Origin of the sequence: Rhodoluna miladensis (SeqCode), from assembly GCF_965234705.1 — a bacterium.
GTDB classification, from domain to species: Bacteria; Actinomycetota; Actinomycetes; order Actinomycetales; family Microbacteriaceae; genus Rhodoluna; species Rhodoluna miladensis.
This window is the reverse complement of record NZ_OZ248465.1, coordinates 90,737-115,013: the sequence shown is the minus strand read 5'-3', so window position 1 is coordinate 115,013 and position 24,277 is coordinate 90,737. Positions and strand designations below refer to the sequence as shown.

General features: G+C 49.2%; 17 protein-coding genes. 5 read left to right on the top strand and 12 right to left on the bottom strand.

What is annotated here, in order from left to right; translation table 11 throughout:
• Positions 1-77: 77 nt before the first annotated feature.
• The 3 genes from AC8GDC_RS00545 to AC8GDC_RS00535 are packed head-to-tail and all read left to right on the top strand — an operon-like array spanning position 78 to position 5,636.
• Entirely contained in the window at positions 78-3,611 is a 3,534-nt protein-coding gene (locus tag AC8GDC_RS00545) for a TM0106 family RecB-like putative nuclease (protein ID WP_506557938.1), read from the top strand.
• 58 nt (positions 3,612-3,669) lie between these two features.
• Positions 3,670-4,206, top strand: a complete 537-nt coding sequence (locus AC8GDC_RS00540; RefSeq protein ID WP_506557937.1) for a hypothetical protein — start codon at positions 3,670-3,672, stop codon at positions 4,204-4,206.
• A gap of 44 nt (positions 4,207-4,250) precedes the next feature.
• Entirely contained in the window at positions 4,251-5,636 is a 1,386-nt protein-coding gene (locus AC8GDC_RS00535) for a GH1 family beta-glucosidase (RefSeq protein ID WP_506557936.1), read from the top strand.
• Between the two features lie 12 nt (positions 5,637-5,648).
• On the opposite strand, the gene AC8GDC_RS00530 is transcribed toward AC8GDC_RS00535, so the two are convergent.
• From AC8GDC_RS00530 to AC8GDC_RS00495, 8 genes are all read right to left on the bottom strand, one after another.
• Positions 5,649-6,824 (bottom strand): MFS transporter, encoded by a 1,176-nt coding sequence (locus AC8GDC_RS00530; protein ID WP_506557935.1) that lies wholly within the window; start codon positions 6,822-6,824, stop codon positions 5,649-5,651.
• Positions 6,825-6,830: 6 nt separating this feature from the next.
• Positions 6,831-8,273 (bottom strand): tripartite tricarboxylate transporter permease, encoded by a 1,443-nt coding sequence (locus AC8GDC_RS00525; protein ID WP_506557934.1) that lies wholly within the window; start codon positions 8,271-8,273, stop codon positions 6,831-6,833.
• A 47-nt stretch (positions 8,274-8,320) separates the two neighbouring features.
• Complete coding sequence (locus AC8GDC_RS00520) at positions 8,321-8,845, bottom strand: tripartite tricarboxylate transporter TctB family protein (RefSeq protein ID WP_506557933.1); 525 nt, start codon at positions 8,843-8,845, stop codon at positions 8,321-8,323.
• Positions 8,842-9,954, bottom strand: coding sequence for a Bug family tripartite tricarboxylate transporter substrate binding protein (locus AC8GDC_RS00515; protein ID WP_506557932.1), 1,113 nt, complete (start codon positions 9,952-9,954; stop codon positions 8,842-8,844). Before AC8GDC_RS00515 ends, AC8GDC_RS00520 begins: the two co-directional genes overlap by 4 nt.
• A gap of 317 nt (positions 9,955-10,271) precedes the next feature.
• Complete coding sequence (acnA, locus tag AC8GDC_RS00510; protein ID WP_506557931.1) at positions 10,272-12,896, bottom strand: aconitate hydratase AcnA; 2,625 nt, start codon at positions 12,894-12,896, stop codon at positions 10,272-10,274.
• Between the two features lie 34 nt (positions 12,897-12,930).
• Positions 12,931-13,896: a carbohydrate ABC transporter permease gene (locus AC8GDC_RS00505; protein WP_506557930.1), complete on the bottom strand. Its 966-nt coding sequence runs from the start codon at positions 13,894-13,896 to the stop codon at positions 12,931-12,933.
• Entirely contained in the window at positions 13,896-14,903 is a 1,008-nt protein-coding gene (locus tag AC8GDC_RS00500) for a carbohydrate ABC transporter permease (RefSeq protein ID WP_506557929.1), read from the bottom strand. Before AC8GDC_RS00500 ends, AC8GDC_RS00505 begins: the two co-directional genes overlap by 1 nt.
• Positions 14,904-15,059: 156 nt before the next feature.
• The gene (locus AC8GDC_RS00495; RefSeq protein WP_506557928.1) at positions 15,060-16,409 is read right to left on the bottom strand and encodes an ABC transporter substrate-binding protein; all 1,350 of its coding nucleotides are present in this window, start codon (positions 16,407-16,409) and stop codon (positions 15,060-15,062) included.
• Between the two features lie 228 nt (positions 16,410-16,637).
• Between AC8GDC_RS00495 and AC8GDC_RS00490 the strand changes: the two genes are divergently transcribed.
• Positions 16,638-18,242 carry a phytoene desaturase family protein gene (locus AC8GDC_RS00490; protein WP_506557927.1) on the top strand — a complete coding sequence of 535 codons (1,605 nt, stop codon included), beginning with the start codon at positions 16,638-16,640 and terminating at the stop codon, positions 18,240-18,242.
• Here the strand turns inward: AC8GDC_RS00490 and AC8GDC_RS00485 are convergent.
• The 3 genes from AC8GDC_RS00485 to AC8GDC_RS00475 form a co-directional block, all read right to left on the bottom strand.
• Positions 18,239-19,378 carry an InlB B-repeat-containing protein gene (locus AC8GDC_RS00485; protein WP_506557926.1) on the bottom strand — a complete coding sequence of 380 codons (1,140 nt, stop codon included), beginning with the start codon at positions 19,376-19,378 and terminating at the stop codon, positions 18,239-18,241. The two genes, AC8GDC_RS00490 and AC8GDC_RS00485, sit on opposite strands and share 4 nt — an antisense overlap.
• 93 nt (positions 19,379-19,471) lie before the next feature.
• Positions 19,472-21,145: a CDP-alcohol phosphatidyltransferase family protein gene (locus AC8GDC_RS00480; protein WP_506557925.1), complete on the bottom strand. Its 1,674-nt coding sequence runs from the start codon at positions 21,143-21,145 to the stop codon at positions 19,472-19,474.
• Positions 21,146-21,241: 96 nt separating this feature from the next.
• Positions 21,242-22,345: a sulfotransferase domain-containing protein gene (locus tag AC8GDC_RS00475; protein ID WP_506557924.1), complete on the bottom strand. Its 1,104-nt coding sequence runs from the start codon at positions 22,343-22,345 to the stop codon at positions 21,242-21,244.
• Between the two features lie 91 nt (positions 22,346-22,436).
• Here AC8GDC_RS00475 and AC8GDC_RS00470 point away from each other — a divergent pair, with 91 nt between their 5' ends.
• Entirely contained in the window at positions 22,437-23,201 is a 765-nt protein-coding gene (locus tag AC8GDC_RS00470) for a glycosyltransferase family 2 protein (RefSeq protein ID WP_506557923.1), read from the top strand.
• Positions 23,202-23,253: 52 nt separating this feature from the next.
• Here the strand turns inward: AC8GDC_RS00470 and rfbB are convergent, their stop codons facing one another.
• A complete protein-coding gene (rfbB, locus tag AC8GDC_RS00465) occupies positions 23,254-24,243 on the bottom strand; it encodes a dTDP-glucose 4,6-dehydratase (protein WP_506557922.1) in 990 nt (329 codons plus the stop codon).
• Between the last annotated feature and the right edge of the window lie 34 nt (positions 24,244-24,277).

The following is a 24,277-nucleotide window of genomic DNA, read 5'->3' as shown; positions in this document are numbered from 1 at the left end:
CCCTAGGCCAACAAGGTAGATATAGTGCTGGCACCCTGTTCCAGCCATTGTCAGTAGCTGCTGACAGACTTGAGGCAATGAAAAAACACGATACCGGCCTCTGGTCCTTCAACACCCGCGATCTGATGCGATCAAGCGGCTGCCAGCACTGCTCGCAGCTGGCTATTGCCAGAGAACTAGATGTTGCTGGAGTAAGAGATCTAGTCGAGCAGTATTTCGTTGAACCAGAGAGTCTGTCCATCACCTACGGAATGGCCTACGAAGAAGCTTTAGAGCAAGAACTGCTAGCTCACTTAGGTCCAGAAGGTTTTCAAAGACCATCAGACGAAGACACTTTTGGTGCAACAGTTACTTTGATGCGCGAGCAAGTTCCTGTGATTTACCAGGGCTATCTAAAACATCAAGTTGGCAATCTAACCTTCAATGGCAAGCCAGATTTTCTAGTTCGCGGCGACTACCAACTTGAATTTATCAAGGGCAAGCTAATCGCTAACCAGAAATCAACTGGCGAGAAGGAAAAGTACGTTGCTTGGGATGCCAAACTCGCATCAACCGCGAAGCCAAATTATCTTTTGCAAATCGCCCTCTATGCCGATGCACTGAAGGCTCTAGGCATGAAAGCAGTCGGTGAACCTGGAATCATTTTGGGCTCGCGCACTCTTGAAACATTTGAAGAGTCAGAAATTGTGCCAGCTATGCAGCAGGCCCGAAAAGAACTCGAAGATGCCATCAAGTCCTTTGACGAAAAAACCAAACTGGCCGACCTAACGCTTTACTGTGACACCAAAGACTCCTGCAGCGTCTGCGAGTATCCAGCCCTTTGCGAACAAGCCAGATTCGATGTTGACCACCTGGTGCAAGTTGCTGGTATCAACCGCAATCAAATAGAAAAACTCTCAACTGTTGGAATCACAACTATGGCCTCGCTTGCAAAAGCAACCGATGATCAAAGACCGGGTGAGATTACAGCTTCCAGCTTTGAAAAGATTCGTCTGCAGGCAAAGCTACAGACTGATTACAGAAAAACCAATAAGGTCAGCTACATCGTTCTACCTGATCCAGAAATCGCAGTTTTGCCACCGGCATCGCAAAACGATGTCTTTTTCGACATGGAAGGTTTTCCTTACTTCCCAGAAAAAGGCGGCCTTGAATACCTGTTTGGAAACACGCTACGGAGCGGCGAATTCGTGCCGTTTTTTGCCCATGACCGGAAACAAGAAAAACAAGCCTTTATCGACTTCATGGAGTTTTTGAACAAAAAGCTCGAAGCAGATAAGTCAGCACATGTCTATCACTACGCCAGCTACGAGGTCACGGCGTTGAACCGCCTTGCTGCAAGGCACGGAGTCATGGAAGCCCAAGTTGCGGAGTTGGTTTCTTCGGGCCGGATGGTTGATCTATACAAAGTGGTCAAAGGCTCCATCATGGTTTCTCAGCCGAGCTACTCGATCAAGAAACTAGAAGCTTTTTACGAATTCGATCGCAAGAGCAAAGTTCTTGATGCTGGCGCATCGATTGACGAGTATGACTACTATCGCCAGCAAGTGGAGCTCGGTGAAGAAGGCGCCGAAGAAACACTGAAGCAGATCACCGATTACAACGAAGACGATTGTGTTTCAACCATGGCGCTTTACAACTGGTTGAGCACAATGCCAGGAGCTCATTCCAGGTATCAAGAATTCGAGCGGGCCAAAGATATAAAAAAAGCCCGCGAGGCTAGAAGCCAAGCGGAGAAAGAAGACTCCCCCGAATCAGCCAGAGCTCGCAAAGCCGAGTTCGAACTAGAAAAGCTAAACAAGAAAACAACCATCATGCAAAAAGCCCTCGATGGTTGGGCCTGGGGTAAAGATGTGGATGCTGACTATCGCGCAAAGATTTGGCTAGCACTTACTCACTCGATGCTCTATTACAACCGTGAGGATGTAATTCGCTGGCGTGACTGGGCCATCCGTAAGGATGCAACTTTTGATCAGCTGCATCGAGACCGTAAGGCTCTGGTGGTTCAAGGCTGCACCACAGAATCCAACACAGCGGACTTTTTTGGCGTCGACCCAGAATCAAAAGTGAAGCTGGTTTATCGGTACGTTTTGGAACCTGGTCAAACTAGTTTTTTGAAAATGGACCAAAAGATATTTGTTCGCTACAGCTTGGGTGCTAACCAGCAGGACACCGACTACGGAAAGGTTTTATCGGTAGTTGGCGATGAGCTGATTTTCGAGCGCGACGCCACTTACGGAAATATGTCTTTGGTCCCAAACGCCATCTTTGAATACGAGTGGGTGCCTCCTGGCCAAAAACCTGAAGTGGTGGGCGATCTAGTCCAAAAGCTAGTTGGACTTTGGGGTTCACCCGTTCAGGAGCCACAAATCAAGCATCCAGCTATGGATCTGCTGATGCGAAATACCCCAAGGCTGAAATCATTTCCGGGATTGCCTGTGCCATTGGCAGGGGATTCCTTGTCGGCAATAACCGAAGCGGTGATGGATCTAGACACTTCAGTGCTTGCAATTCAAGGTCCCCCTGGATCAGGTAAGACCTTTGTTGGCTCGAGGGTTATCAAGGAATTGGTTGATAAAGGAATGAAGGTGGGAGTTGTTGCCAACTCCCACTCCGCTATCGAGAACCTGATGTGGGCCTGCTTAGAAGCTGGTGTATCGCCTGACGCGATGGCCAAGAAAACTCAAGCTGGAGACAAGGAAGCAAAAGGTTGGCTAACCCCAACAACAAACAAGGTTGTCGGTTCTTGGCGTGCTGGAAACTCCGGCTACGTTTTCGGAGGGACCTCTTGGAGTTTCTGTGCGAAAGAAATGTTTGAAGATCAGTTTGACTACATCTTCATTGACGAGGCTGCCCAGTTCTCACTGGTTGATGCAATTGCGGTTAGTGCCAATACCAAAAACCTTGTTTTGCTTGGTGATCCAAGACAGCTTACGCAAGTGGTTCAAGCCATTCACCCAGGTGGTGTTGATAACTCTGCCCTTGGTCACTACATGGGGGATACTGCAATCCTAGAAAGCTCCTCCGGCTACTTCTTGGATGTGACAAGAAGAATGCACCCTGCTATCAATGCACCGGTTAGCAACTTGAGCTACCAAAACAAACTTCACTCCCACCCTGATACCCATGCCCATGTTGTTGCAGGCATAGAGCCAGGACTGGTTGTGGTCCCGGTTGATCACAGAGCGAATGTCTCAAGTTCGGTTGAGGAAGCAAAAGTGGTTTTGGAAATTGCTCAGGCGCAGGTAGCAAAACTTGGTACCTCCGAGGTGCTGGTTGTTGCTCCCTACAACGCCCAGATGGATCTGATTCGAGCAATGCTGGATAAGGCGGGTTTGAACGAGGTGGCGGTTGGAACAGTGGATAAATTCCAGGGCCGTGAGGCGATGGTGGTTATCGTCAGCCTTGCAGCTTCCAGCGCACTGGATGCGCCAAGGGGACTTGATTTCTTGTTGGATAGAAATCGATTGAATGTTGCTCTTTCAAGAGCCAAAGCCAATTGCTATCTCGTATATTCGCCTTCGCTGACAAAATCTCGCTTCAGAAACATTGAGGAGCTCAAATCAGTTTCGCGACTAAATGGCTTGATCGAGCAAGCAAGTTTCACCAATTAGCCTCTGGCTGAGGCCAATCCCTGTTCTGGAAGTTTTTGAGTGCTAGCTTGGAAAGCAAATGGGGATTGAATACTTACTAATTGCAGCTGGCATTGTGATTTTGATTGCGGTGCTAGCCCAACGTCGTATGCTCCAAAAGCGCTTGATTGAAAACAAAGAAGCGCTAGCCGGTATCAAATTGCAGGATGGCATCACCTTTGAAGTTGGGCAGGTTCTTAAAAAAACCCCAAGGCTCAAAGGCGATGGAACATTTAAGTTCAAGACCTTGGGTTGTATTCCCTTCGTAAACAACTTTGAAGCAGTGCGGCTTGCAAGGCGCATTTACTTTGTTGATCCAACAGTTGTTGAAGTTTTGCTACTTCCTGACCCATCTAATCTTGAGCGCAAGTTAGCTGTTGCTGTGACGCTGGATTCGAAGGTGCTCGGATATGTTCCAACCCAAGAAGCAGGAGAAATGCACAAATACCTCCTTGCTCACTCAAGCGGGGTTCGCGCGATGGCCAAGATTTATCTTGGCTCAAGACCGGAATACAACGGCGTGATGTTGGATTTTGCTAAGCCTTTGAGGCTCGAGCCAAAAAGAAAGTCAAAGTAAAGCTCTTGGGTTTGCCTGAACTTAGTGACAACTAGGCTTGAGCAATGACTAATTGGTTCGATAGATCAGAGGAAATCACCTCTCGTATTCCAAAGGGCTTCATCTTTGGAGCCGCCACTTCCTCTTGGCAGATTGAAGGATCTAGTCACACCCGAGGTAGATCTATCTGGGAAGACTTCTGTGATGTTCCAGGAAAAATTCTTGATGGTGCTGGAGCAGACCCTGCAACCGATCACATCAATCGCCTAGAAGGTGATTTAGATCTACTTGCACGCCTAGGTGTCGACTCGTACCGTTTTTCTGTTTCATGGCCACGTGTTTTGCACCAAGGTCATGGCGCAGTTGACCCAAAGGGTCTTGAGTTTTACGACAGATTGATTGATGGTCTGCTCGAGAGAAGTATCAAACCAGCATTGACTTTGTATCACTGGGATTTACCGAGTGCTCTTCAAGCTGAAGGTGGCTGGGCCAACAAGGAAATCTACGAGCACTTCGAAAACTATGCAGATGTGCTTTCATCAAAGTTTGCCGATCGGGTCTTTAGCTGGGCAACTCTGAACGAGCCTTGGGTAGTTGCTTACCTTGGTAATGCCGCCGGCATTCACGCTCCGGGCCTAAAAGACCCAGCAGTAGCTTTTGAAGTCTCATACAACCTGATGGTGGCAAGCGGTCGAGCAATGGAAGTTCTTCGCTCAAACAAAGCCAATAACCCAGGGATTGTTTTGAACCTGACCACGATTATCGGAGACGATGACAAGATCTCAGATGCCGTAACCCACATCGATAACCTGCAGAACCGCTTCTGGTTGGATCTTTTAGCAGGCCGAGGAATTGCATCCGAGATCATGGACGCTACCGCCGCTTATACCGACTGGAGCTTCGTTGAAGACTCAGGGCTTAAGGCTGCAGCTAACAAGATTGACTGGATGGGTCTGAACTACTACTCCCCGATGAGAGTTGCCTCCAAGGCAGCTAAGGGCCCAGATCACGTGGTTGGACAAACCCCAGCTCTGTTCCCAGGTTGTCCTCCGGTGCACTTTGTGCCGCGTGAGCCACAAACCGACATGGGCTGGGAGATGCACGCACCATCTTTGACTACAACCTTGACCCGCATTGCTAAAGATCTTCCAGGGGTGCCGCTTTACATCACAGAAAACGGTGGGGCATTCCCAGACAAGCTAATTGACGGTGTCGTAAACGACACCGACCGCATTGATTACTTCGCTAAGCATTTGCTAGCAGCTCTAGATGCCATGGTCCAAGGCGTTGATCTTCGCGGATACTACGCCTGGTCGCTGATGGATAACTTGGAGTGGGCCGAGGGTTGGACAAAGAGATTTGGAATTGTTCGAGTTTCAGAACATGACCTAACTCGAATTCCTAAGCAAAGCTTTGAGTTTCTCAAGAAAGTATTTGGCGAAAGAAACTAACCAAACTTCTTGCTATTCGCCTTTTTTCAATGAGGTGACTGTTGCAACAATCGAGGCAGCTTGCAAAGCTGCCAGCATGTAGAAAACACCAGCGGTCGATGCTCCCGCAACTAATCCTGCAAGGGCAGGCATAGCAACTTGACCCAAGCGGTTAGCACTCAGGCGAACTGCAATTGCCAATCCTCTGCTATCAGGAGAAGAAATTCTGGATACCCATGCCATGGTTGCTGGTTGACCAATTCCCATCGCAAAACCGGATACGGCCATGATCAATGCAATCCACCAGAAATTAGCTGTCAGCCCTAGGGCGACCATGGAAGCTAACGTCACTATCGATCCCCAGGTCAGGATTGTTCGAAGGCCCAATCGGTTAGAGATCTGGCCAAGAACTAGACGAACCGCCAAAGATGCAACTGATCTAATCGCCAGCAAGATACCGATGTCTGTGACGCTAAGGCCGATTTCTCGACCGTAAAGCGGCAAGAAGATCAACACCACATCAACTACAGCTGTTGTTGCACTTGCAACAAACATTGCTGATTTGAAGGTTGGAATTGCAAGCACTTGCCTGACCTTGGCTTTTTCAAGAGCTTTGTTGGGCTTTGGGTTTTCCTTTTTGGTACTTAGAGCGACGGTTCCAATCACTGCCGCAACAAATAACGCCAGGGCAAACAAGAACGCTGCGTTGGCATTGACCGTCACCTCGCCTGAGTCAGCAAGCCATCCACCAACAAATGGTCCAACGGCATGTCCTGCAGATGCGTAGAAGGTAAGCAGACCAAAGTTCTTTTCATACTCCGCAGAAGCGGATCGATTAGCTATCAAGGTTTGACCGCCGACCATAATCAACAAGTGGCCCATTCCAAGCGATGGCATTGCCAGCATGAGAAGTGGAATTGAGTTGATGAACAACAGGGCCGCCGTGGTCCCAACAAGAAGAAGCGATCCCAACATCATCGCCAGTCCAGCACGCCCCTTATCAACGAATCTTCCCACCTGAATAGCGAGCACCAAGGGGGCAAGTGCGAAAGTGGCACCAATCAAACCAACCAGGGCTGCATCCGCCCCGAGCTCGACGGATTTGTAGGTGATGATTGGTCGGACGACATATATTCCGGCTTGAATCAAAAGGGAGTTAAGTAAAACAAGTGGCAACCAACGGCTGCCACTTGTTTTTGCTTTACTCATTTGGCTCTATTTTAGTGCCATTCGCTTTTTGATCATTGGCCACAACTTCGGAACTACTAGCCCAAGAATTAGGACTGTGTATATGAATACACTGAAGGGTTTTTCAATAAGTGTCATGAAATCGCCGTTAGCAATTTGCACCGCTCTGCGGAGTTCGAGTTCGGCTAAAGGACCAATAACAACACCAAGGATTAATGGGGTTATTGGGTAGCCATATCGCCTAAACAATAGCCCGAGTACTCCTACAGCTAAAGCCACAGTCATTCCGAAGGTGTTTTGTGCAACAGCAAAAGCACCAAGCATCGCAAGCGTTAGAACTCCTGCATACAGATAGTAAGGGGGAATCTTTAGCAGCTTCACCCACATGCCAATTAGCGGAAGGTTAATAAACAGCAATAGAAAGTTACCGATGAATAATGCACCAATCAGAGTCCAAATGATCTCAGGGCGTTCACTAAAGAGCAATGGTCCGGCCTGGATGTTGAACTGATCAAACGATGCCAACATGACAGCCGCAGTTGCTGAAGTTGGGATTCCCAGTGCAAGAAGTGGAACCAAAGAACCCGCAGCGTTAGCGTTGTTTGCAGCCTCCGGCCCTGCTACACCTTCGATGGCCCCCTTGCCGAATTCACTCTTGGCTTTCCTGCTAGCTAAACGCTTCTCCAGGTTGTAGCTCAAGAAAGTTGGAAGCTCAGATCCACCAGCAGGCAAAACGCCAAGTGGGAAACCAATTGCAGTTCCTCTAACCCAAGGTCTCCAGGATCTACTCCAGTCGTCCTTGGTCATCCAAGCTCGGCCCTTGAACTTGATTACTTGAGCTTCTCCAAATCGCCCCTTGAAGGCAACGTAAAGTGACTCCCCGACAGCAAATAGAGAAACGATCACGATAACTGTTGAAATGCCATCCAGTGCGTAAAGGTTTCCGAAGGTTAATCGCTGAGCTCCTGTGAGAATGTCTAGGCCTACAAAACCGATAGCTAAGCCCACCGAAAGCGAGATAAGGCCGCGCACAACAGACTGGCCCATTACCGCACTGATTGTTCCAAGAGCCAAAACCATTAGGGCGAAGTAGTCGGCGGGGGTAAGGCGTAGTCCCAAGTCAGCGATGAAAGGGGCTCCAACAGCAAGCAAACCGGTTGCAACAGCTCCTGCAAAAAACGAACCAATGGCGGCGGTAGCTAAGGCCGCACCCGCACGACCGGCCCTGGCCATCTTGTTACCTTCGATCGTGGTCATTACCGAGCCTGATTCTCCAGGGGCGTTGAGCAAAATCGATGTAGTCGAGCCTCCGTACATGGCTCCGTAATAGATGGCCGCAAACATAATCAGTGCAGAGGTAGGTTCAACGGTAAAAGTTATCGGCAACAGCAGGGTAATGGCCAGGGCTGGGCCGATGCCAGGAAGCACTCCTACAAGAGTTCCAAGAAGGCTTCCTATCAAACCAAACATTAGGTTTGTCAAAGTTAGTGAGGCTACAAGCCCCTCAATAAATCCCATCACCACTCCGCATCTGTTGGCTCAACGCTGGTTAGGAAATCAAATCCCAAAGGAAGGGCCAGCTGAAGACCTTGGGTAAACGCGAAGAACATGATGGAGGAAAATGCGAAAGCTATCAGCACCATTCGGATTTTGTTCTTGGCACCAAGTGCCCATGAGAGCCCTGAGAACAAAACTCCTGCCGAAAGGATGAAGCCAAGCAACTGAATAAACAATACATAAAAAAGCAGTGATCCTAAGGCGACACTAAGGGCCAACCAGTTAGAGGTTTGAGATAGCTCTCCACCCTCAATGCCATCGGGTGTTCCAAGTTTCCCTCTAAAAACCTGAACAATTTGAAACAGAGAGAGGCCTGCCAGCATAAATCCAACTGTGAAAGCAAATACCTTAGGGCTTACGTAGGTGTCGGACAGCATGTCCGGCAGCATGGCAGTGTCCGCTATCACAATTACCCCAGCAAGAAAGAGGAAGCTGGTGAAAACCAGCTCCCCCTTTGCTGCGGATGTTAGTCCGATTCGACTCATAGTCCTAGTTTGGTAAACGCTGCAGAAACTGCGCGCTCCTGTCCCTTAACCCATGAGTTGAAACGGTCACCTGACATGAATGCGTCGATGTAGTTTCGGCTTGCGATAACTGACTTCCAAGAGTTTGAAACTCTCATTACGCTGATTGCGCGAATGAACTTGTCACGGTTCTCTTTTGAAGTCGCGGCTGGAAGGGCAAGGCCTCTCCAGTTGGCAACAACAACAGGCATGCCTTGCTCGCTCAGGGTCTTGGCGTCGATGCCAGGAACTCTTTTGCTGAAGCTGATACCGAGTACGCGTAGTTTGCCGGCCTTGATCTGGGCAGAGAACTCGTCGTAGCCTGAAACCGCAGCTGCAAACTGAGCGTCTGACATGATGCCACCAAGAGCACCGCCACCACCTGCGTATGCAATGTAGTTCATGTTCTTAGCAGCACCAAGCTTCTGGTAAATGCTCGCGACCATGAACTGGTCCTGAGTTCCAGTGGAACCTCCGGCGATTGCAATCTTCTTGCTCTTCATGTCAGCAAGTAGGTCGCTTAGCTTCTTGTACTTGGAGTCAGCGCGAACAACCAATGCAATTGGGTCTTCGGTCATTTTTGCCGCTGGAACCAGCTGAGAAACCTTTACCGGACCCTTGTTTACGTGAACGCCACCAACAGATGCCCAGCCTACAACTACTGCCTTGTTGGCTGTTCCGCTGTCGTTGTTATAAAAGCTTGTCAGTCCAACGGTCTGACCTGCACCTGAAATGTTGCGCTTGGTTGGCTCAGCTGTTACAAGACCTTCTGCCTTCAGTGCCTTGTTGATTTCAGTTCCAAAAGTGTCAAATCCACCAGGTCCTGTAGTGATCAACATGTCTAGTCCTGCAAGAATTGGGTCTTCTGCATATAGCCACTGTCTAACTCCCTTGGAAGTTCCAATGGCTGCCACACGGCAAACTAGGTCAGAGCCGTCGGCGCCTTTGGCCTTAGCCACTGTGCCTACTACAGCACACTCTGCACCAACGGTGGCGCGAGATGCTGAAACAGATGCTGCGTTAGCTGGTGCAACAGTTACTCCAGAAGCGATCAGCGCGATGGCTGATGCTGCGATTACGATTTTTTTCACTATGTTGTGTCCTCCAGATTTTGAATCGAGGACTCTCCGGCGGAAAGTCCGCTTCAGATAACGTTGGGGTTTTCAGTCTTCACCGCCAACCCCATTGTTGACTAAAGACTGAGTCTCTCCATCACTATTTCCAGTGACCGAATGCCCGGGCTTTTCAGCCGGGAATGGCGATGCATTCGCTTTGGGATACTCCCCCAGTGCATTCCAGATTAGTACTTTTGGACACCCCTTGTTTACCAAGTATCCAACTTCTCCAATATCTGGCTTCTAGCCTGCATTCAGGGCAATCCAGCCCCTTTATAGCTTTTGGTTGGTGCCTAGGCCGACTTGGCCTTCCCAATCAACTTGCGAAGAACGTACTGTAAAACACCACCATGGTTCAGATAATCTCTCTCCCTCTGCGTTTCGATGCGGACCTCGACCTCAAACTTCTTTTCCCCAGCAGCTATTTTCATGGTCTTTCCTTTAATTGCTTGGTGCAGATTTAATAGCTCGAAGATCTCGTCTCCTTTGAGACCGAGGGTCTGGGCCGACTGCCCTGGAAGATACTGCAACGGGAGAATGCCCATGCAAATCAAATTTGACCGATGGATGCGTTCAAATGACTCGGCGATAACTGCCTTGACCCCAAGCAGTGCTGGGCCTTTGGCAGCCCAATCTCGAGATGAGCCTGCACCGTAAAGTTTTCCACCAAGAACCACAAGGGGAACTGACTGACTTTGATAACTCATGGCGGCATCAAAAATGCTCTTCACGTTGCCATCCAGAAAGTCGATTGTGAAGTTTCCTTCCTTTTCAGGAACAAGCTGGTTACGTAATCGGATGTTAGCGAAAGTTCCACGCATCATCACCTCAAGATTGCCTCTTCTTGAAGCGTATGTATTTAGATCTGTCCTAGCTACTCCAAGTTTCGCGAGATAAGTCCCTGCAATAGAGCTTGCAGGGATCGCACCAGCGGGACAAATGTGGTCGGTGGTGATTTGATCACCCAATTTCACGAGAACTCGTGCTCCAAAAATATCTTTTATCCCCGCGGCCTCATGGGTCATGGAATTCATGAAAGTTGGGCGACGAAGATAGCTTGATTCGGTTTCCCAGATGTAATTAGTCCCCTCGATGGCGGGTAGGGTTTGCCAGAGATCATTACCTTCAAAAACGTGCTGGTATCTATTGGTGAACATCGAAGCTTGAAGATTTAGATCTACGACGGCGTCTATCTCCTCGGTCTCGGGCCAAATATCAAATAGGTATACATCTTTCCCAGATGAGTCTTTGCCCAATGGGGTGGACTTGAAATCCCAGTCCATGTTTCCGGCTAACGCGTAGGCCACAACCAAGGGGGGTGAGGCTAAGTAGTTAAGGCGAACATCCGGATTAATGCGGCCATCAAAGTTTCGGTTGCCCGATAAAACCGCGGCGGCAGTTAGCCCAGATTCACGAACCAGATTCTCAACCTCAGGAACTAGATCGCCGGATGCTCCAATACAAGTCATGCATCCGTAGCCTGCCAAGAAAAAACCCTGGGACTCGAGGCTTTGGGTGAGACCTGATTTGTCTAGGTAATCGGTAACCACTTTGGAACCTGGAGACAATGTGGTCTTCACCCAAGGCTTAGTGAACAATCCTTTTTCGGCAGCTTTTTTGGCAAGCAATCCAGACGCGACCATTACTCTCGGGTTAGAAGTGTTCGTGCAAGAAGTGATTGCAGCAATGGCAACAAGGCCGTCGGAAACGACGTGTGCGTTATCCGAAATTCGCAGTTGATATTGGTTCTGAGCTTTTTCGGACTTTAGCTCCGCAATCACCTGATCGAAATTTTCCTTGGCTTCGCTAAGTGAAACTCGATCCTGGGGTCTTCTAGGTCCGGCTATTGAACTGACAACTTTGGAAAGATCAATCTCGATAATCTGCTGATACTCAGGGGTCTCTGACGGTTCGTGCCAAAGTAGCTGCGCCTTACTGTAAGCCTCGACTAATTCCACATGCTTATCGGTTCGTCCAGTAAGCGCTAGGTAGGTAAGAGTTTGATTGTCTATTGGAAAATAGGCGCAGGTGCTTCCAAATTCCGGTGCCATATTGGCAATTGTGGTTCGGTCAGCAACTGATGTGTTGGCAAGTCCAGGTCCAAAAAACTCAACAAACTTTCCAACTACTCCAACCTTTCGTAGGCGCTCAGTTATTGTCAGGACTAAATCAGTGGCGTTTGCAAGTTTGGACAATGACCCAATTAGCCGGACGCCCACTACTTCGGGAACAACCATCGAGAATGGTTCCCCGAGCATTACAGCCTCTGCTTCAATTCCACCTATTCCCCAAGCTAGAACGCCTACGCCGTTGACCATAGTTGTGTGTGAGTCAGTACCTAAACACAAATCAGGAAATGCGGCGCCTTCTCTTTGTTCAATCACTCGAGCTAAATACTCACAGTTGATCTGATGCATAATTCCGTTACCTGGGGGAACTACCTTTAGGTTTTCGAAGTTCTTTTGTCCCCACTTCAGAAAGCGGTAGCGCTCATTATTTCTTTCAAACTCGATTTCGGCATTCTTTCTTGCCGAGTCCTCAGCGCCGAAAACGTCGGCAATAACAGAGTGATCGATTGTGAGTTCCGAAGGTATAAGTGGATTGACAATTGCTGGATCAAGCCCGAGATCGCTGACGGCATCCCGCATTGCTGCTAAGTCAGTTAATACCGGTACGCCGTTGGTGTCGTGCAAAAATGCCCTGGTTGCATAAACGTCAATTGCGATGCCATTCTCGGCTGACGCCTTCCAGCCAAGAAGGCTCTGAACCGCTTCACTATCAGCGCCGTGATTTCTTAGGGCATTTTCTAAAAGAATTCGAATTGAGTAAGGCATCACCTTGGGGACGAGATCTCGAATCGAGCTGAAAGATAAATTGGAGGCGGCTAAGCGCGCCGAGTCCGAGACTGCCTGATTCATGGCTCAAGATTACGAGGAATCAGAGCCTGACGGGTTAGCCCTTTACGGAGCCTGCCAGTAGGCCTCGAACGAAGTAGCGCTGAAGGGCAAAAAAGACAATCAGCGGGACAATCATCGAGATAAAGGCTCCTGCTGTCAGGACCTCCCAGTTCGATCCTCGGGTACCAACCATCTCGGCCAGGCGGACAGTCAGTGGCGCAATGTCTTTGACCCCTCCTCCGAAAGTAAGTCCCACCAGAAGGTCATTCCATACCCAGAGGAACTGGAAGATCGCAAAAGATGCAATTGCAGGAACGCTCAGCGGGAAAACAATCTGACGGAACAAAGTGAACCATCCGGCTCCATCAACACGCGCTGCCTCGATTAGCTCTCTTGGTATTTGGCTCAAGAAGTTATGCATCAGGAAGATAGCCAGCGGAAGAGCAAAGATGGTGTGGGCAATCCAGATTGGAATGTAGGTTCCGGTTATTCCAAGCGGTGGAATGATCACGTCTTCGCCGATCATCAGACCCTTGGCAAAAAGCTGGAGCAGTGGAACAAGGGACATCTGAAGCGGGATTACCTGAAGAGCAAAGATGCTAAAGAAGATGAAGTTCTTAGCTCTGAAATCAAACCAGGCCAAAGCGTAAGCAGCGAAGACTGCCAGTGTCAGCGGGAAGATTGCTGCTGGCAAAGTAATGGCAAAGCTGTTAAAGAAGTATTGGCTAAGAGGTGGGGTGACGGCTGTTCCCTGGAACAGCGCGCTCTCGTAGTTCTCGAGTGTGAAATTCGGCTGAGCAAAGAACGTCCACCAACCGGTTGCGTTAATGTCCTTTTCTGGTCTGAATGAAGTAACCAATAGTCCAAACGTTGGGATAGTCCAAAGCATTGCGATGATGATCGCTGCGGCCGATGCCCAAGGAGAGCTGAAGGCGTCTTTCATCTTCTTGCGACCTTCTGGGGTGGAGATAGGGACTTTGGTTTTTTTGACCTTGGCTGGCTTAGCGTTTTGAATGCTCATCAGCGTTCCGTCCTCTCAAGGCGCAGTTGGCGGATGTTGTACCAAATGATTGGAACCACTCCTAGGAACAAGATGATGGCCAGGGCGGAGCCTGTTCCATAGTTCAGTGATCTAAAGGTCTGGGAATACATTTCGTTGGCAATGACGTTCGTGGAGAAGTTTCCACCGGTCATGGTTCGAACTATGTCGAACACCTTCAGTGTTCCAATGGTGATGGTGGTTAGCACCACCACAATCGAAGATCTGATCATTGGAACTGTGATCTGCACGAATCTCTTTAGCTGCGAGGCCCCATCGAGCATCGAGGCTTCAACGACCTCATCGGGGATGTTCTTCATGGCGGCTGATAAAACCACCATCGCAAATCCAGTCTGAATCCAGATCATTACAACAATCAACAAGAAGGTATTCAGTGGGTTCTCAAGCAGCCAGTTCGGTGGGTCTATGCCGACGGCTTTGCTCAGGGAGCTAAGAAGGCCGATGTCTACTTTCTTGAGGTTTGGTTCGAAATCGTAGACGAACTTCCAGATGATCGAAGCTCCAACCATGGAAATGGCCATGGGCATAAAGATTAGGGATTTTACAACTGCAGCAGTTTTCATGCGGTCGGTCAGATATGCAATGACAAGACCAATAAAGGTAGAGACCGTTGGAACCACGAACACCCAGATGGCGGTGTTGGTTAGCACCTGAAGAATTTCGGGTCTGGTGAAAGCCCAGACGTAGTTATCCATTCCAACAAATTCATCGCTGTCGGCATTCATAAACGAGAGGATCAGGGTTCGAATTGCTGGATAGATAAGTCCAATGATTAGCAGCGCTACCGCCGGAACCAAGAAGATCAGGTACTTAGCCCACTCTTGAGCTTTGACTGAGGTTCGTTCGGCAAGTATGAAAAGTAAAACGACAATTGCGGCAAATGCCACAAGTCCAATAACCAACGTGATCAAGTTCGGGGCAATAATCTCCCAGCCAGTTTTCCTGGTGACCAAGTCAATCGCGTGCATTGGTGCTCCCCTTGACGAATATTGCTAAAGCTTTTGTGTTTTGATGCTAGTTGCTTTTTGAGTCTGGCTCCAAATCAAGTTGGGAGCTTAGGACTGAAGATAAAAGTGTGGGCCCAGATTGCTCTGGGCCCACACGTTTAATCAGTTCTTACTTGACTAGTTAGCTGGCCAAGATGCCTGGATGGCGTCTAGTACGGCCTTGTCTGACTTGTCCTCAGCAACCCATGCGGTCATTTCTTTCCAGAATGAACCTGCACCAACAGCAGCTGGCATAACGTCAGATGCGTCGAAGCGGAAGGTTGTTGCGTTCTGAAGGATCTCAACAGCTACAGCGTTTACTGGGTCAGCAACGTTTGCAGTGTCTAGTCCTAGGTGAGCAGAGAACCAAGTACCAAGAGCGGCCTTCTTGTTGTTCCACTCAGCAGTGGTTAGGTAAAGCTGAACAGCCTGTACTTCTGGACGGTCAGAGAAAGCTCCTACGAACTCTCCACCACCAAGAGCTGGCTTGTTGTCAGCAGAAACACCTGGGAAGTAGAAGGTTGTGATTCCACCCTCTACGTCGGTGTCAGCAGGAGTCACGATTGTAGCTCCGTAGTCACCAGCAAGGATTCCACCGATGAATGACGCCTGACGATGCATTGCACATGAACCGTCAACGATGCCAGCTCCACCATCCTGGAAGGTGGTGGTAGCGATCGAAGCAACGTCGCCAACGTAGTCAGCGTTCTTTAGGATCTTTCCAGCTTCTGATAGAACTTCAGCAACCTTAGGGTCGTTGAACTTCATCTCGTTGGAAACCCACTTGTCGTAGGTAGCTGCATCCTGGAAGCGAAGCATTAGGTCTTCCATCCAGTCAGTTCCAACCCAACCGGTAGCTTCACCGGAGCCGAAACCAACACACCATGGCTGAACGTCAGTTGCAGCAACAGTGTCAGAAAGAGCTAGTAGCTCGTCCCAAGTGGTTGGGATTGACCAGCCATTGTCAGCGAAAGTCTTTGGTGAGTACCATACGAATGACTTCACGTTAGCTCCTAGAGGAGCAGCGTAGAAGGTTCCGTCAACGGTTCCATAGTTCTTCCAGTCTGGGGTGTAGTTAGCATCTACTGACGCAGATAGGTCAGCTGAAGCTGCAACCATTGAACCGGTTGCTGCCATCTTTGCTAGAAGACCTGGCTGTGGGAAAATTGCTAGGTCAGGTGCAGTTCCACCCTCAACACGAACAGGTAGCTGAGCTTCGAACTCCTGGCTTCCGTTCCAATTGATGGTGATGCCGGTGCACTCTTCGAAGTCAAGGAATGACTCCTGGAATAGGTCAGCTTCTGGGCTAACGATGGTTGTGTAGATCTCAACCTCGGTGCCTTCGTTGCCTAGGTATGCCTCAAATGGTGCACAGTCAACGCCAGAAGCTGAATCTTCTTCGGTAGCTGCACAACCTGATAGTGCTAGCGCTGCAACTGCAAGAGTTGCAACAGCCAGTGTTGAACGACGGCGTAGAGTAGCCCTCATTTGTTCTCCTTATTTGTCGGTTGTATTAAGAGAAACGGGGTAGAACCCCCGTTCCCACTAACTTCAATAGGTTACCCCACCAAAATCTGGCCCTTTGGAGTGTGGGGTTTCGATTGGATAACAATCCAATTACCCCTAGAAAAAACCCCTTTAGGGCCGTTCTAGCCCCAAATAAGAGAAGTAATTGCCCCATCAAAGTCCCTCTTTTGCCATGCCTAGACTGTTGGGATGGACAAGCAGGTGGATGTTGTCATTGTGGGCGGTGGCCATAATGGCCTAACCGCCGCTGCTTATTTAGCCAAAGCTGAATTGAATGTGACGGTACTTGAGCGGCTATCAACCTTTGGCGGGGCAGCGGTATCTGAAAAGAGCTTTGCTGGGGTTGATGCCAAGTTATCTAGGTATTCGTACCTGGTTTCACTTCTTCCAAAGCAGATCATCGAGGATCTGGATCTGGATATCAAACTTGCCCCAAGGCGTTACTCCTCTTATACACCGCTACCAGAATCAGACAAAGGTCTGCTGGTTGATAACCACGACCAGGCAAACACCCAAAGCTCGTTTGAGTCCATCGGCGCAAGCGCCGACGCCAAAGCCTGGCAAGCGTTTTACCGAAAGACCACACTGCTAGCTCAGGCCCTGTTTCCAACTGTTTTGTCTCCGTTGATGACCAGATCTGAAGCTAAGGCCAAGCTCAAAGAGCTTGCAGGGACAGATCAGATCTGGAACGAATTCATTGAGAAACCTGTTGGCGAAGTGATTGAGAAATCCTTTGAGTCAGATTTGGTTCGAGGGGTAGTTCTAACCGACGGAATGATTGGAACCTTCGGTTCCAACCTGGATCCCAACTTGGATGTAAACAAATGCTTTTTGTATCACGTGATTGGCAATGAAACCGGTGAGTGGAACATACCAATTGGCGGTATGGGGCAAGTATCTGACGGCCTTAGAAAAGCAGCATTGGCTGCGGGGGCAACACTCATGGCTGATTGTGATGTCAGGGCAATTGCAACTGATGGGACGGTTTCTTACACCGCACACAGCCCAGGATATGCCGATGAGGTTTTAGAGGCAGAACACATCAAAGCCAAATTTGTCTTGGCGAATGTTTCTCCTATTGAGCTGGAGAAGCTAACTGGAATCAAAGATGTTGTTCCAACCGCTACTAAGGCTGATGGTGCACAGGTAAAAGTGAATCTCTTGTTGAAGAGATTGCCCAAGCTCAAGGATGAAACTTTGGATCCGGTTGCCGCCTTCGGCGGCACCTTTCATATCAACGAAGGGTACGCCCAGCTGCAAACAGCTTTTGAACAGGCAAGCAAAGGTGAAATTCCAAGCCCTCTGCCATGCGAGATTTATTGTCACAGCCTGACTGATCCGACGATTCTTTCAAAGGAACTGCAGGGGCAGGGAGCTCAGACCTTGACGGTCTTCGCCCTACACACACCACATAGTTTGTTAAGCGGAAAGAGTAACGACGAGATGCGTGAGTTACTAACCCGCGCAGTTCTAGATTCACTCAACTCTGTGCTGGCCGAGCCGATTGAAGATCTGCTGATGCTAGATGAGAACGGCAAGTCTTGCATTGAGGCTAAGACCACACTAGACCTGCAAGATGCTCTTCGTCTTCCCGGTGGCAACATTTTCCACGGAGCACTGGAATGGCCGTTTGTTGAAGACGGTGATGATCTAAGTTCGCCTGCAAAGCGCTGGGGTGTTTCAACCAAACAAGAGAATGTATTGGTTTGTGGATCAGGAGCACGAAGAGGCGGTGCCGTAAGCGGCATTGCAGGTCACAATGCTGCTCAAGCAGTTCTAGAGCTTCTTAGCTAGTTCGTCCAAGAAGCGCTAAGGGTCACTCGGTTGTTCTTCTGAGCGGTTGTCGAAGCCGTGCCAGCACTGTTGGTTCTGGTAAATGTTGCCTCCACACCAAGTGTGCGTAGGTAAGCTACAACGGCATCGTTACGTTTTTTACCCAAGGATGCGGCTGCACTCCGAGGCCTTGTTGCAGCGGCGGTGATCTTGATGGCGGTTCCCTTATCCACAGTGTCAACTAGGTCGCGGAGAATTAGTTTCTGTCCCGCGCGAAGGGTTGCACTACCTGGGTTGAAGAACACGCGAGCGATTGCCTTGGTGCTCTGGATTTTCCAAATTGCAAATAGAGAGCGCTGAGCGACAATCGGCACATAAGAATCCGGATTTGAAGCAACTGTTCCAGTTGGGCTAGTTGACCAACCCATGAACTGATAGCCAGGTCTGCGAAGGGTCATCTCCGAGATCACTGGAAGTTTCAGTCTTGTGCCACCAGCGAAGTAAGTAAGGGAAGTTGGGATAGTTCCAACGGTTGCACCGTTTGGAAAGAAGGAAACTGTCTTGATCCAGGCTGCGTAGAGTGTTCTATCCCCGGTTTCGGTGGTGCCGGCAACATAAGAAGTAAGCCTGGTTGTTGAGCTAGTTGTTGTTAGCCAGCCACCAAAGGCAAAGCCAGCTTTGACTGCAGTTCCCTCGGTTGGCAAAGTGAGAGTTTGACCAAAGCGGTAAGTGTCGCTGGTCTTGGCCGCTGCCAAAGAACCAAAGTCGGAGCCGTTTAGGTTATAGGTCAAAGTTGTGTTCCACACCGCGTGAAGATTTAGGCGGCTGTTGTCGGTTGCTGCATCTCCGGTGTAGGTAAATGGGTTAGCAACGGCCGGACCACCTGCGGTTAGTGACCAACCACCGAATGCGTAGCCGTTTCTAGCTCCAGTGACTGCGGAAGCAGTTGGCAGAGTGAAGGCAACGCCTCTGGTTTGGGTCTGAGTAGTTGGCACAGCGGTACCAATTGTGTTGCCGTTGTAGGTGACTTCAAAAGGGGTTGAGGCATTTGCTGGGCTTGAAACGCCGGTTAGTCCAACTAGTGTCAGAGCAGCTGTTACAAAAATCGCGATTAGTTTTTTTGAAGTGGCAAATTCTTTTGAGATTAGACCAAACACGATTGCTCCTTGGATTAGCTTCCAGTACTACTTCTAATTCCAACCCTAGCCCTCAGACAATAAAGGGCTTGGGAACTTTGGGCTGTGGAGAACTTAAGTCTTGGTTTTTACCCGGCGGGAAACTACCCACTGGATTGAGCTAACAATCAAGAACCAAACAAAGAAATAGCCTGCAAACAGGTCAAGATTTACCCCAAGGTACAAAGCGGCTCCAATTAGCGCTATTCGGCCAAAGACCGTGTATCCCAGAATGCTTAGCCACTCAGGCTTTTGCTCGCCCTGCATTGCTCTATAAAGATTGTCATAGTGATTAAATGCAATCGAGAACAAGATCACAAAGCTCGAAACCCCTAGGTTTCCGGTTATGGCAAACAAGACAATCAGAACACCAAGCTCTAGCGCTCGAAGAAGCGAAGGCTCTAGCCAGTCAAGACGTTTGAAGAAAGTCTTGACTGGAAAGCCAAGATCTAACTGAAGCGAAATCACTGGAGAGGCGATTCGGGTTTTTGCCATGTCGATCGTTTTGTAAAGCCTTACCCGGTAAACCCAGATCATTGAGAACAGCGCCAAAAGGGGCAACAGCGTGAAGGTGAACATTGCACCACCAACAGCGGCGGTGAAGCTAATAGCTAGCCAGCGTTCACCGATTGGGAAGATGATGATTTTGCCAAGCCAGTAGCGAATGCGCTTTTTTGCAAGGCTTGGCTCGTCAGCTTCTGAGTCAACTTGCTCTAGCTGAGCAGTTATGCCATCCCACTCCGACATGAAATCAACTGGGACGGGCTCGGTCTCAACGGCTCTTGCCTTAACAACCTGAGAGAAGTTGTAGTCCGATAAGTGTCTAAAGGTTTGGATGGCCATCAGCACTGCTGCCAACAACCAAAGGTTTTGGCCGTGCTGAACAAAAGCTCCGTAGGCCAGGCCAAGAAACACTGCGTATTCCTTGACGCGATCCGTGATCGCGTCAAGCCAAGCTCCAAGTTCAGAAAACTTCCTGGTGTATCTTGCTAGCTCTCCATCAACGCAGTCCACGATGATGCTCACTTGTAGCAAGATAGCTCCACCGATAAGCGACCAAGTATCCCCTAGTGCAAACAAATAAGCCGCGTATAGGCCAATAGCGAAAGAAGCCAGGGTCACCTGGTTTGGGGTGGCACCAATCTTCACTGCCGCCCAGGTCAATAGCTTGCTAAAGCGCCTAAGCACAAATACCGAAAAGAAACCATCGTTGGCACGATTAGCAAGCTTCAGACGAAGCCTTGGAATCTTGATCTTGGCTATATCTTTGGCTACTGCTTCTCGAATGCTGGCATCGGTTGTTCTTGCAAAAGGCGCATCAACCAGCTCAGCAGCGTCGACCTTGATGGTGGCTCGAATAAGGGCAACCAACAAAAGGTCCAGGGCGTTGCCCTGGGCACCCCTGCTTGCTGCTTGTTCCAGCGCCCGAGTTATTTCGGGTGCTTGTTTTTTGGAGAGCCTGATAGCGCCGGTGAAGACCCGATTAGTCTCGGTTGGTTTGTGGCTGGCGCTGGAGGCGGAAACAACTTGGGTAGCGCGTACCAGGGTGTCTGAAAAATCAGTCTGTTTTCCAACTAAGGCAGCTGATGCTGAGCGGGGGAAGTCTGTAAGGAGTTCAAGGTGAGGCGCTGTGATAACCGAGTTTTCGTCAACTAGCACCACATCGTCATCAGCAGAAACAAAAATCTCTAGCAGGTCGGCTAGGGAGCTGGTTTGCTTCACCCGGATGATGGGCTTGGATGTGCTCATTTGCTCAAGTATAGATTGCGCTCATTGCTGGGCCCTTGAGGCAAAGGCGTTTGGCCATAGGTTGATTGCTGTGTATTTGCTGAGTGTTGATTGTTTCTAGCGCCCTAGAAATCTAAGTTGATCTCTTACTCTTTTTTTGAGTGCGGAAAGAATCCACCTGACTGGAACTCTTCTAGCAAGATTCCTATCAAATCCCAGCATTGCGGCTGAAACTGTGGCGATATCAATTGAGGTTGGATAGCTCGGTTCACCTTCGGCAACGCTTGCCGAATCAAGCGACTGCAGATCTCCAATAACTTTCACTCTCAAGGAAGCAATTGTGTTCTTGGAGTCTGCAGCAATGGAGTTTGCTTTATCAATTGCCCATCTTGGGGTGGAGAGCTTGGCAGAGTCTTCCTTGATTGGAACGCGGTCGGTTAGCTGTCGAACATAACCGTTTCGAATAAAGGTCAGGTACTCAGACCATTCTCGCTCTTTGGGGAAGGTTCTATTCAGTTCAAGCAGTAAAGCAATCTCCTCTAGAGAAAGAGAGCGGTTGGTTCCGGTTCCTTGATCCTTCAAAAACCCTGTGGACAGACCCAAGTATTGGCTCAAGCTATCAAACAAAAACTCTGGTCTTGACTCATCGGCGATCAAGACAGTTACCGCATCTGATCCAAATACCTTGGCCCAGGTACTAACAACATCGCCGTGCAGGTGCCTTTTCCAAAAGGTTGGGTTGACCTTGGACACCCCTGGCTCATCAAGCACAGAGTGTAGCCACTGAACGTAGTCGACCTTGGTTCCATACTTTAGGTACTGCTGGTAAGAAGAAGACAAAACCTTCACAAGTGGCCTAAGCGTAAACAAGATCTTGATGTCGCGGTTTTTCACCGCTTCAGCTATTTTTTGAATCTGATCGATGGTGAGTTCTGAAAAGAACTCACTGCTCAAAAGCACCTTCTGGTGTTTTGAGCCGTTGATCTTTCGAACCAGAGAAGTGAAGTGCCTAAAGGGCGTGATCTGACCACCACGGGTTTTCCAACCCCAGGGCTTTTGAGTTAGCGCCCAAGCAATCCTGTGGTGAGCTTTTCTTCCAATGTCTGGATACCAAATACCCAAAGCTTTCAGCTCGGCTCTTTGAGCCGAGAATGATTCCTGCAGGGCAGAGGTGCCTGACTTATGAAAGCCAACGTGCAGGATTAGCTCTTTTTCGGGCATGGCTTTAGTATTCCAGAGCCATGCCAATACCAGCCGGCTTGAGTTAGCTCCAATCAAAATAGACTTGGTGAACATTAGGAAAACGGGGCTCATGACTGAAATTGGAATCGTTGTCCCAACCATTGGACAAAGACCCGAGTACTTGCCCCTGGCCCTTAGGTCCATCAGGGAAGCAGGATCTGCTTACATCCTGCTGGTAGGCAACAAAGGCTTTGATGCCGAGCCACTTCTAGCTGCTGGTCTAATCGATAAATACCTAGACGAGCAAGACCCCGCTCTTGCAGCCAAGATCAACTTTGGCTTTCGATCGCTTCCAGAAAACATCAAATACATCAACTGGCTTGGCGATGATGATTTGCTCACTCCAGGCTCACTTGATGTTGTCCTAACCAGAATCGAGCAACCAGATAGCCCGGTGCTGATTTATGGCGGTTGCGAATACATTGACCCTGAAGGAAAGAAGATCTTCGTTAATCGCTCCGGTAGCTGGGCAGTTCCACTACTTCGATTTGGTCCGCAACTTATCCCACAACCAGGCTCGCTTTATAGGCGGGATGCATTTGAGAAGGTTGGGGGCTTAAGCCAGAAGTTTGGCTGGGCTTTTGACTTTGAGCTTTTTCTATCGCTTAGCAAGATTGGGAAGGCCGTTTTTGTGCCGCAGGTTCTTGCTAAGTTCCGCTGGCACCCAGGCTCCCTTTCTGTCTCAAGACGAGCTGAGTCAGTCAAGGAAGCAAGTCAGGTGAGAGTTTCCCACCTGCCAAAGATCTTTAGGCCGATTAGTTTTTTGTGGGAGTACCCGGTTCGAGTTGCAACCTATTTGGCGGGTATGAGAGTAAGCAAGTCTCTCAAGCACTAAGGCGCTGTAGCTTTTCGTGGGTGCCGAGCTAAAGCAAGAGCCAGGACTCTAACTACTTGCTGGATTTGTTGGAAAGCCCTGAGTGTGAGATCGAATCTAGGTTGATCTCTAGCTTGCTGTAGAAGTCAATAACTTCTGGAAGCTTGTCTTCAAAGGAGTTTTCTTTAGGTGTCCAACCAAGTTCTGAAATGGTCTTGGATGCATCAATCGCATAGCGAAGATCGTGCCCTGGTCGATCTTCAACAAAGTCAATAAAGTCTTCAGGCTTGCCCATGGCGGTAAGTATTGAGCGAACCACCTCAAGGTTGCTTCTTTGGTTGTCTGACCCAAGAAGGTAGGTCTGGCCGATCTGACCTTTGTTAATAACCGCCCAGACGCCGTCGGTGTGATCGTCAACAAAGATCCAGTCCCGAACATTTGCTCCGGAGCCATAGACCTTGGGCTTGATTCCAGCGGAAACCAAAAGAATTGTTCGTGGAATTAGCTTTTCTTCGTGCTGATACGGCCCGTAATTGTTAGAGCAGTTAGAAATTGTTGCTTTTAGGCCAAAGGACCTAACCCAAGCCCGAACTATATGATCACTTGCCGCCTTAGAAGCTGAGTACGGGCTGGAGGGGTTATAAGAAGTATCGGGGGTAAAGCGCTCGGTTCCCTCGAGAGGTAAATCACCAAAGACCTCATCGGTTGACACATGGTGGAATCTTTTGCCGTGCTTTGTAGCAGCCTGAATCAAAACAAAGGTTCCGTTGATGTTGGTTTGAATAAATGGCTCTGGGTCCGACAAAGAGTTGTCGTTATGGCTTTCAGCTGCGAAGTGAACAACCAAGTCAGCATCTTTTACCAGCTTGTCAACCAGTGGTTTATCAAGAATGTTTCCCTCGACAAAGGTGATTTTTTCCATCAGACCTTCGAGGTTCGACATGCGTCCCGCGTAAGTTAGGCAATCCAAGACGGTGATTTCTAGATCAGGCCTTAGAGCCAAGGACCGGCGCACAAAATTAGAGCCAATAAAGCCTGCTGCGCCGGTAACCAGAATCTTCATTTATTGAGGGGCCCTTCTTCGGCATTAGGCTATC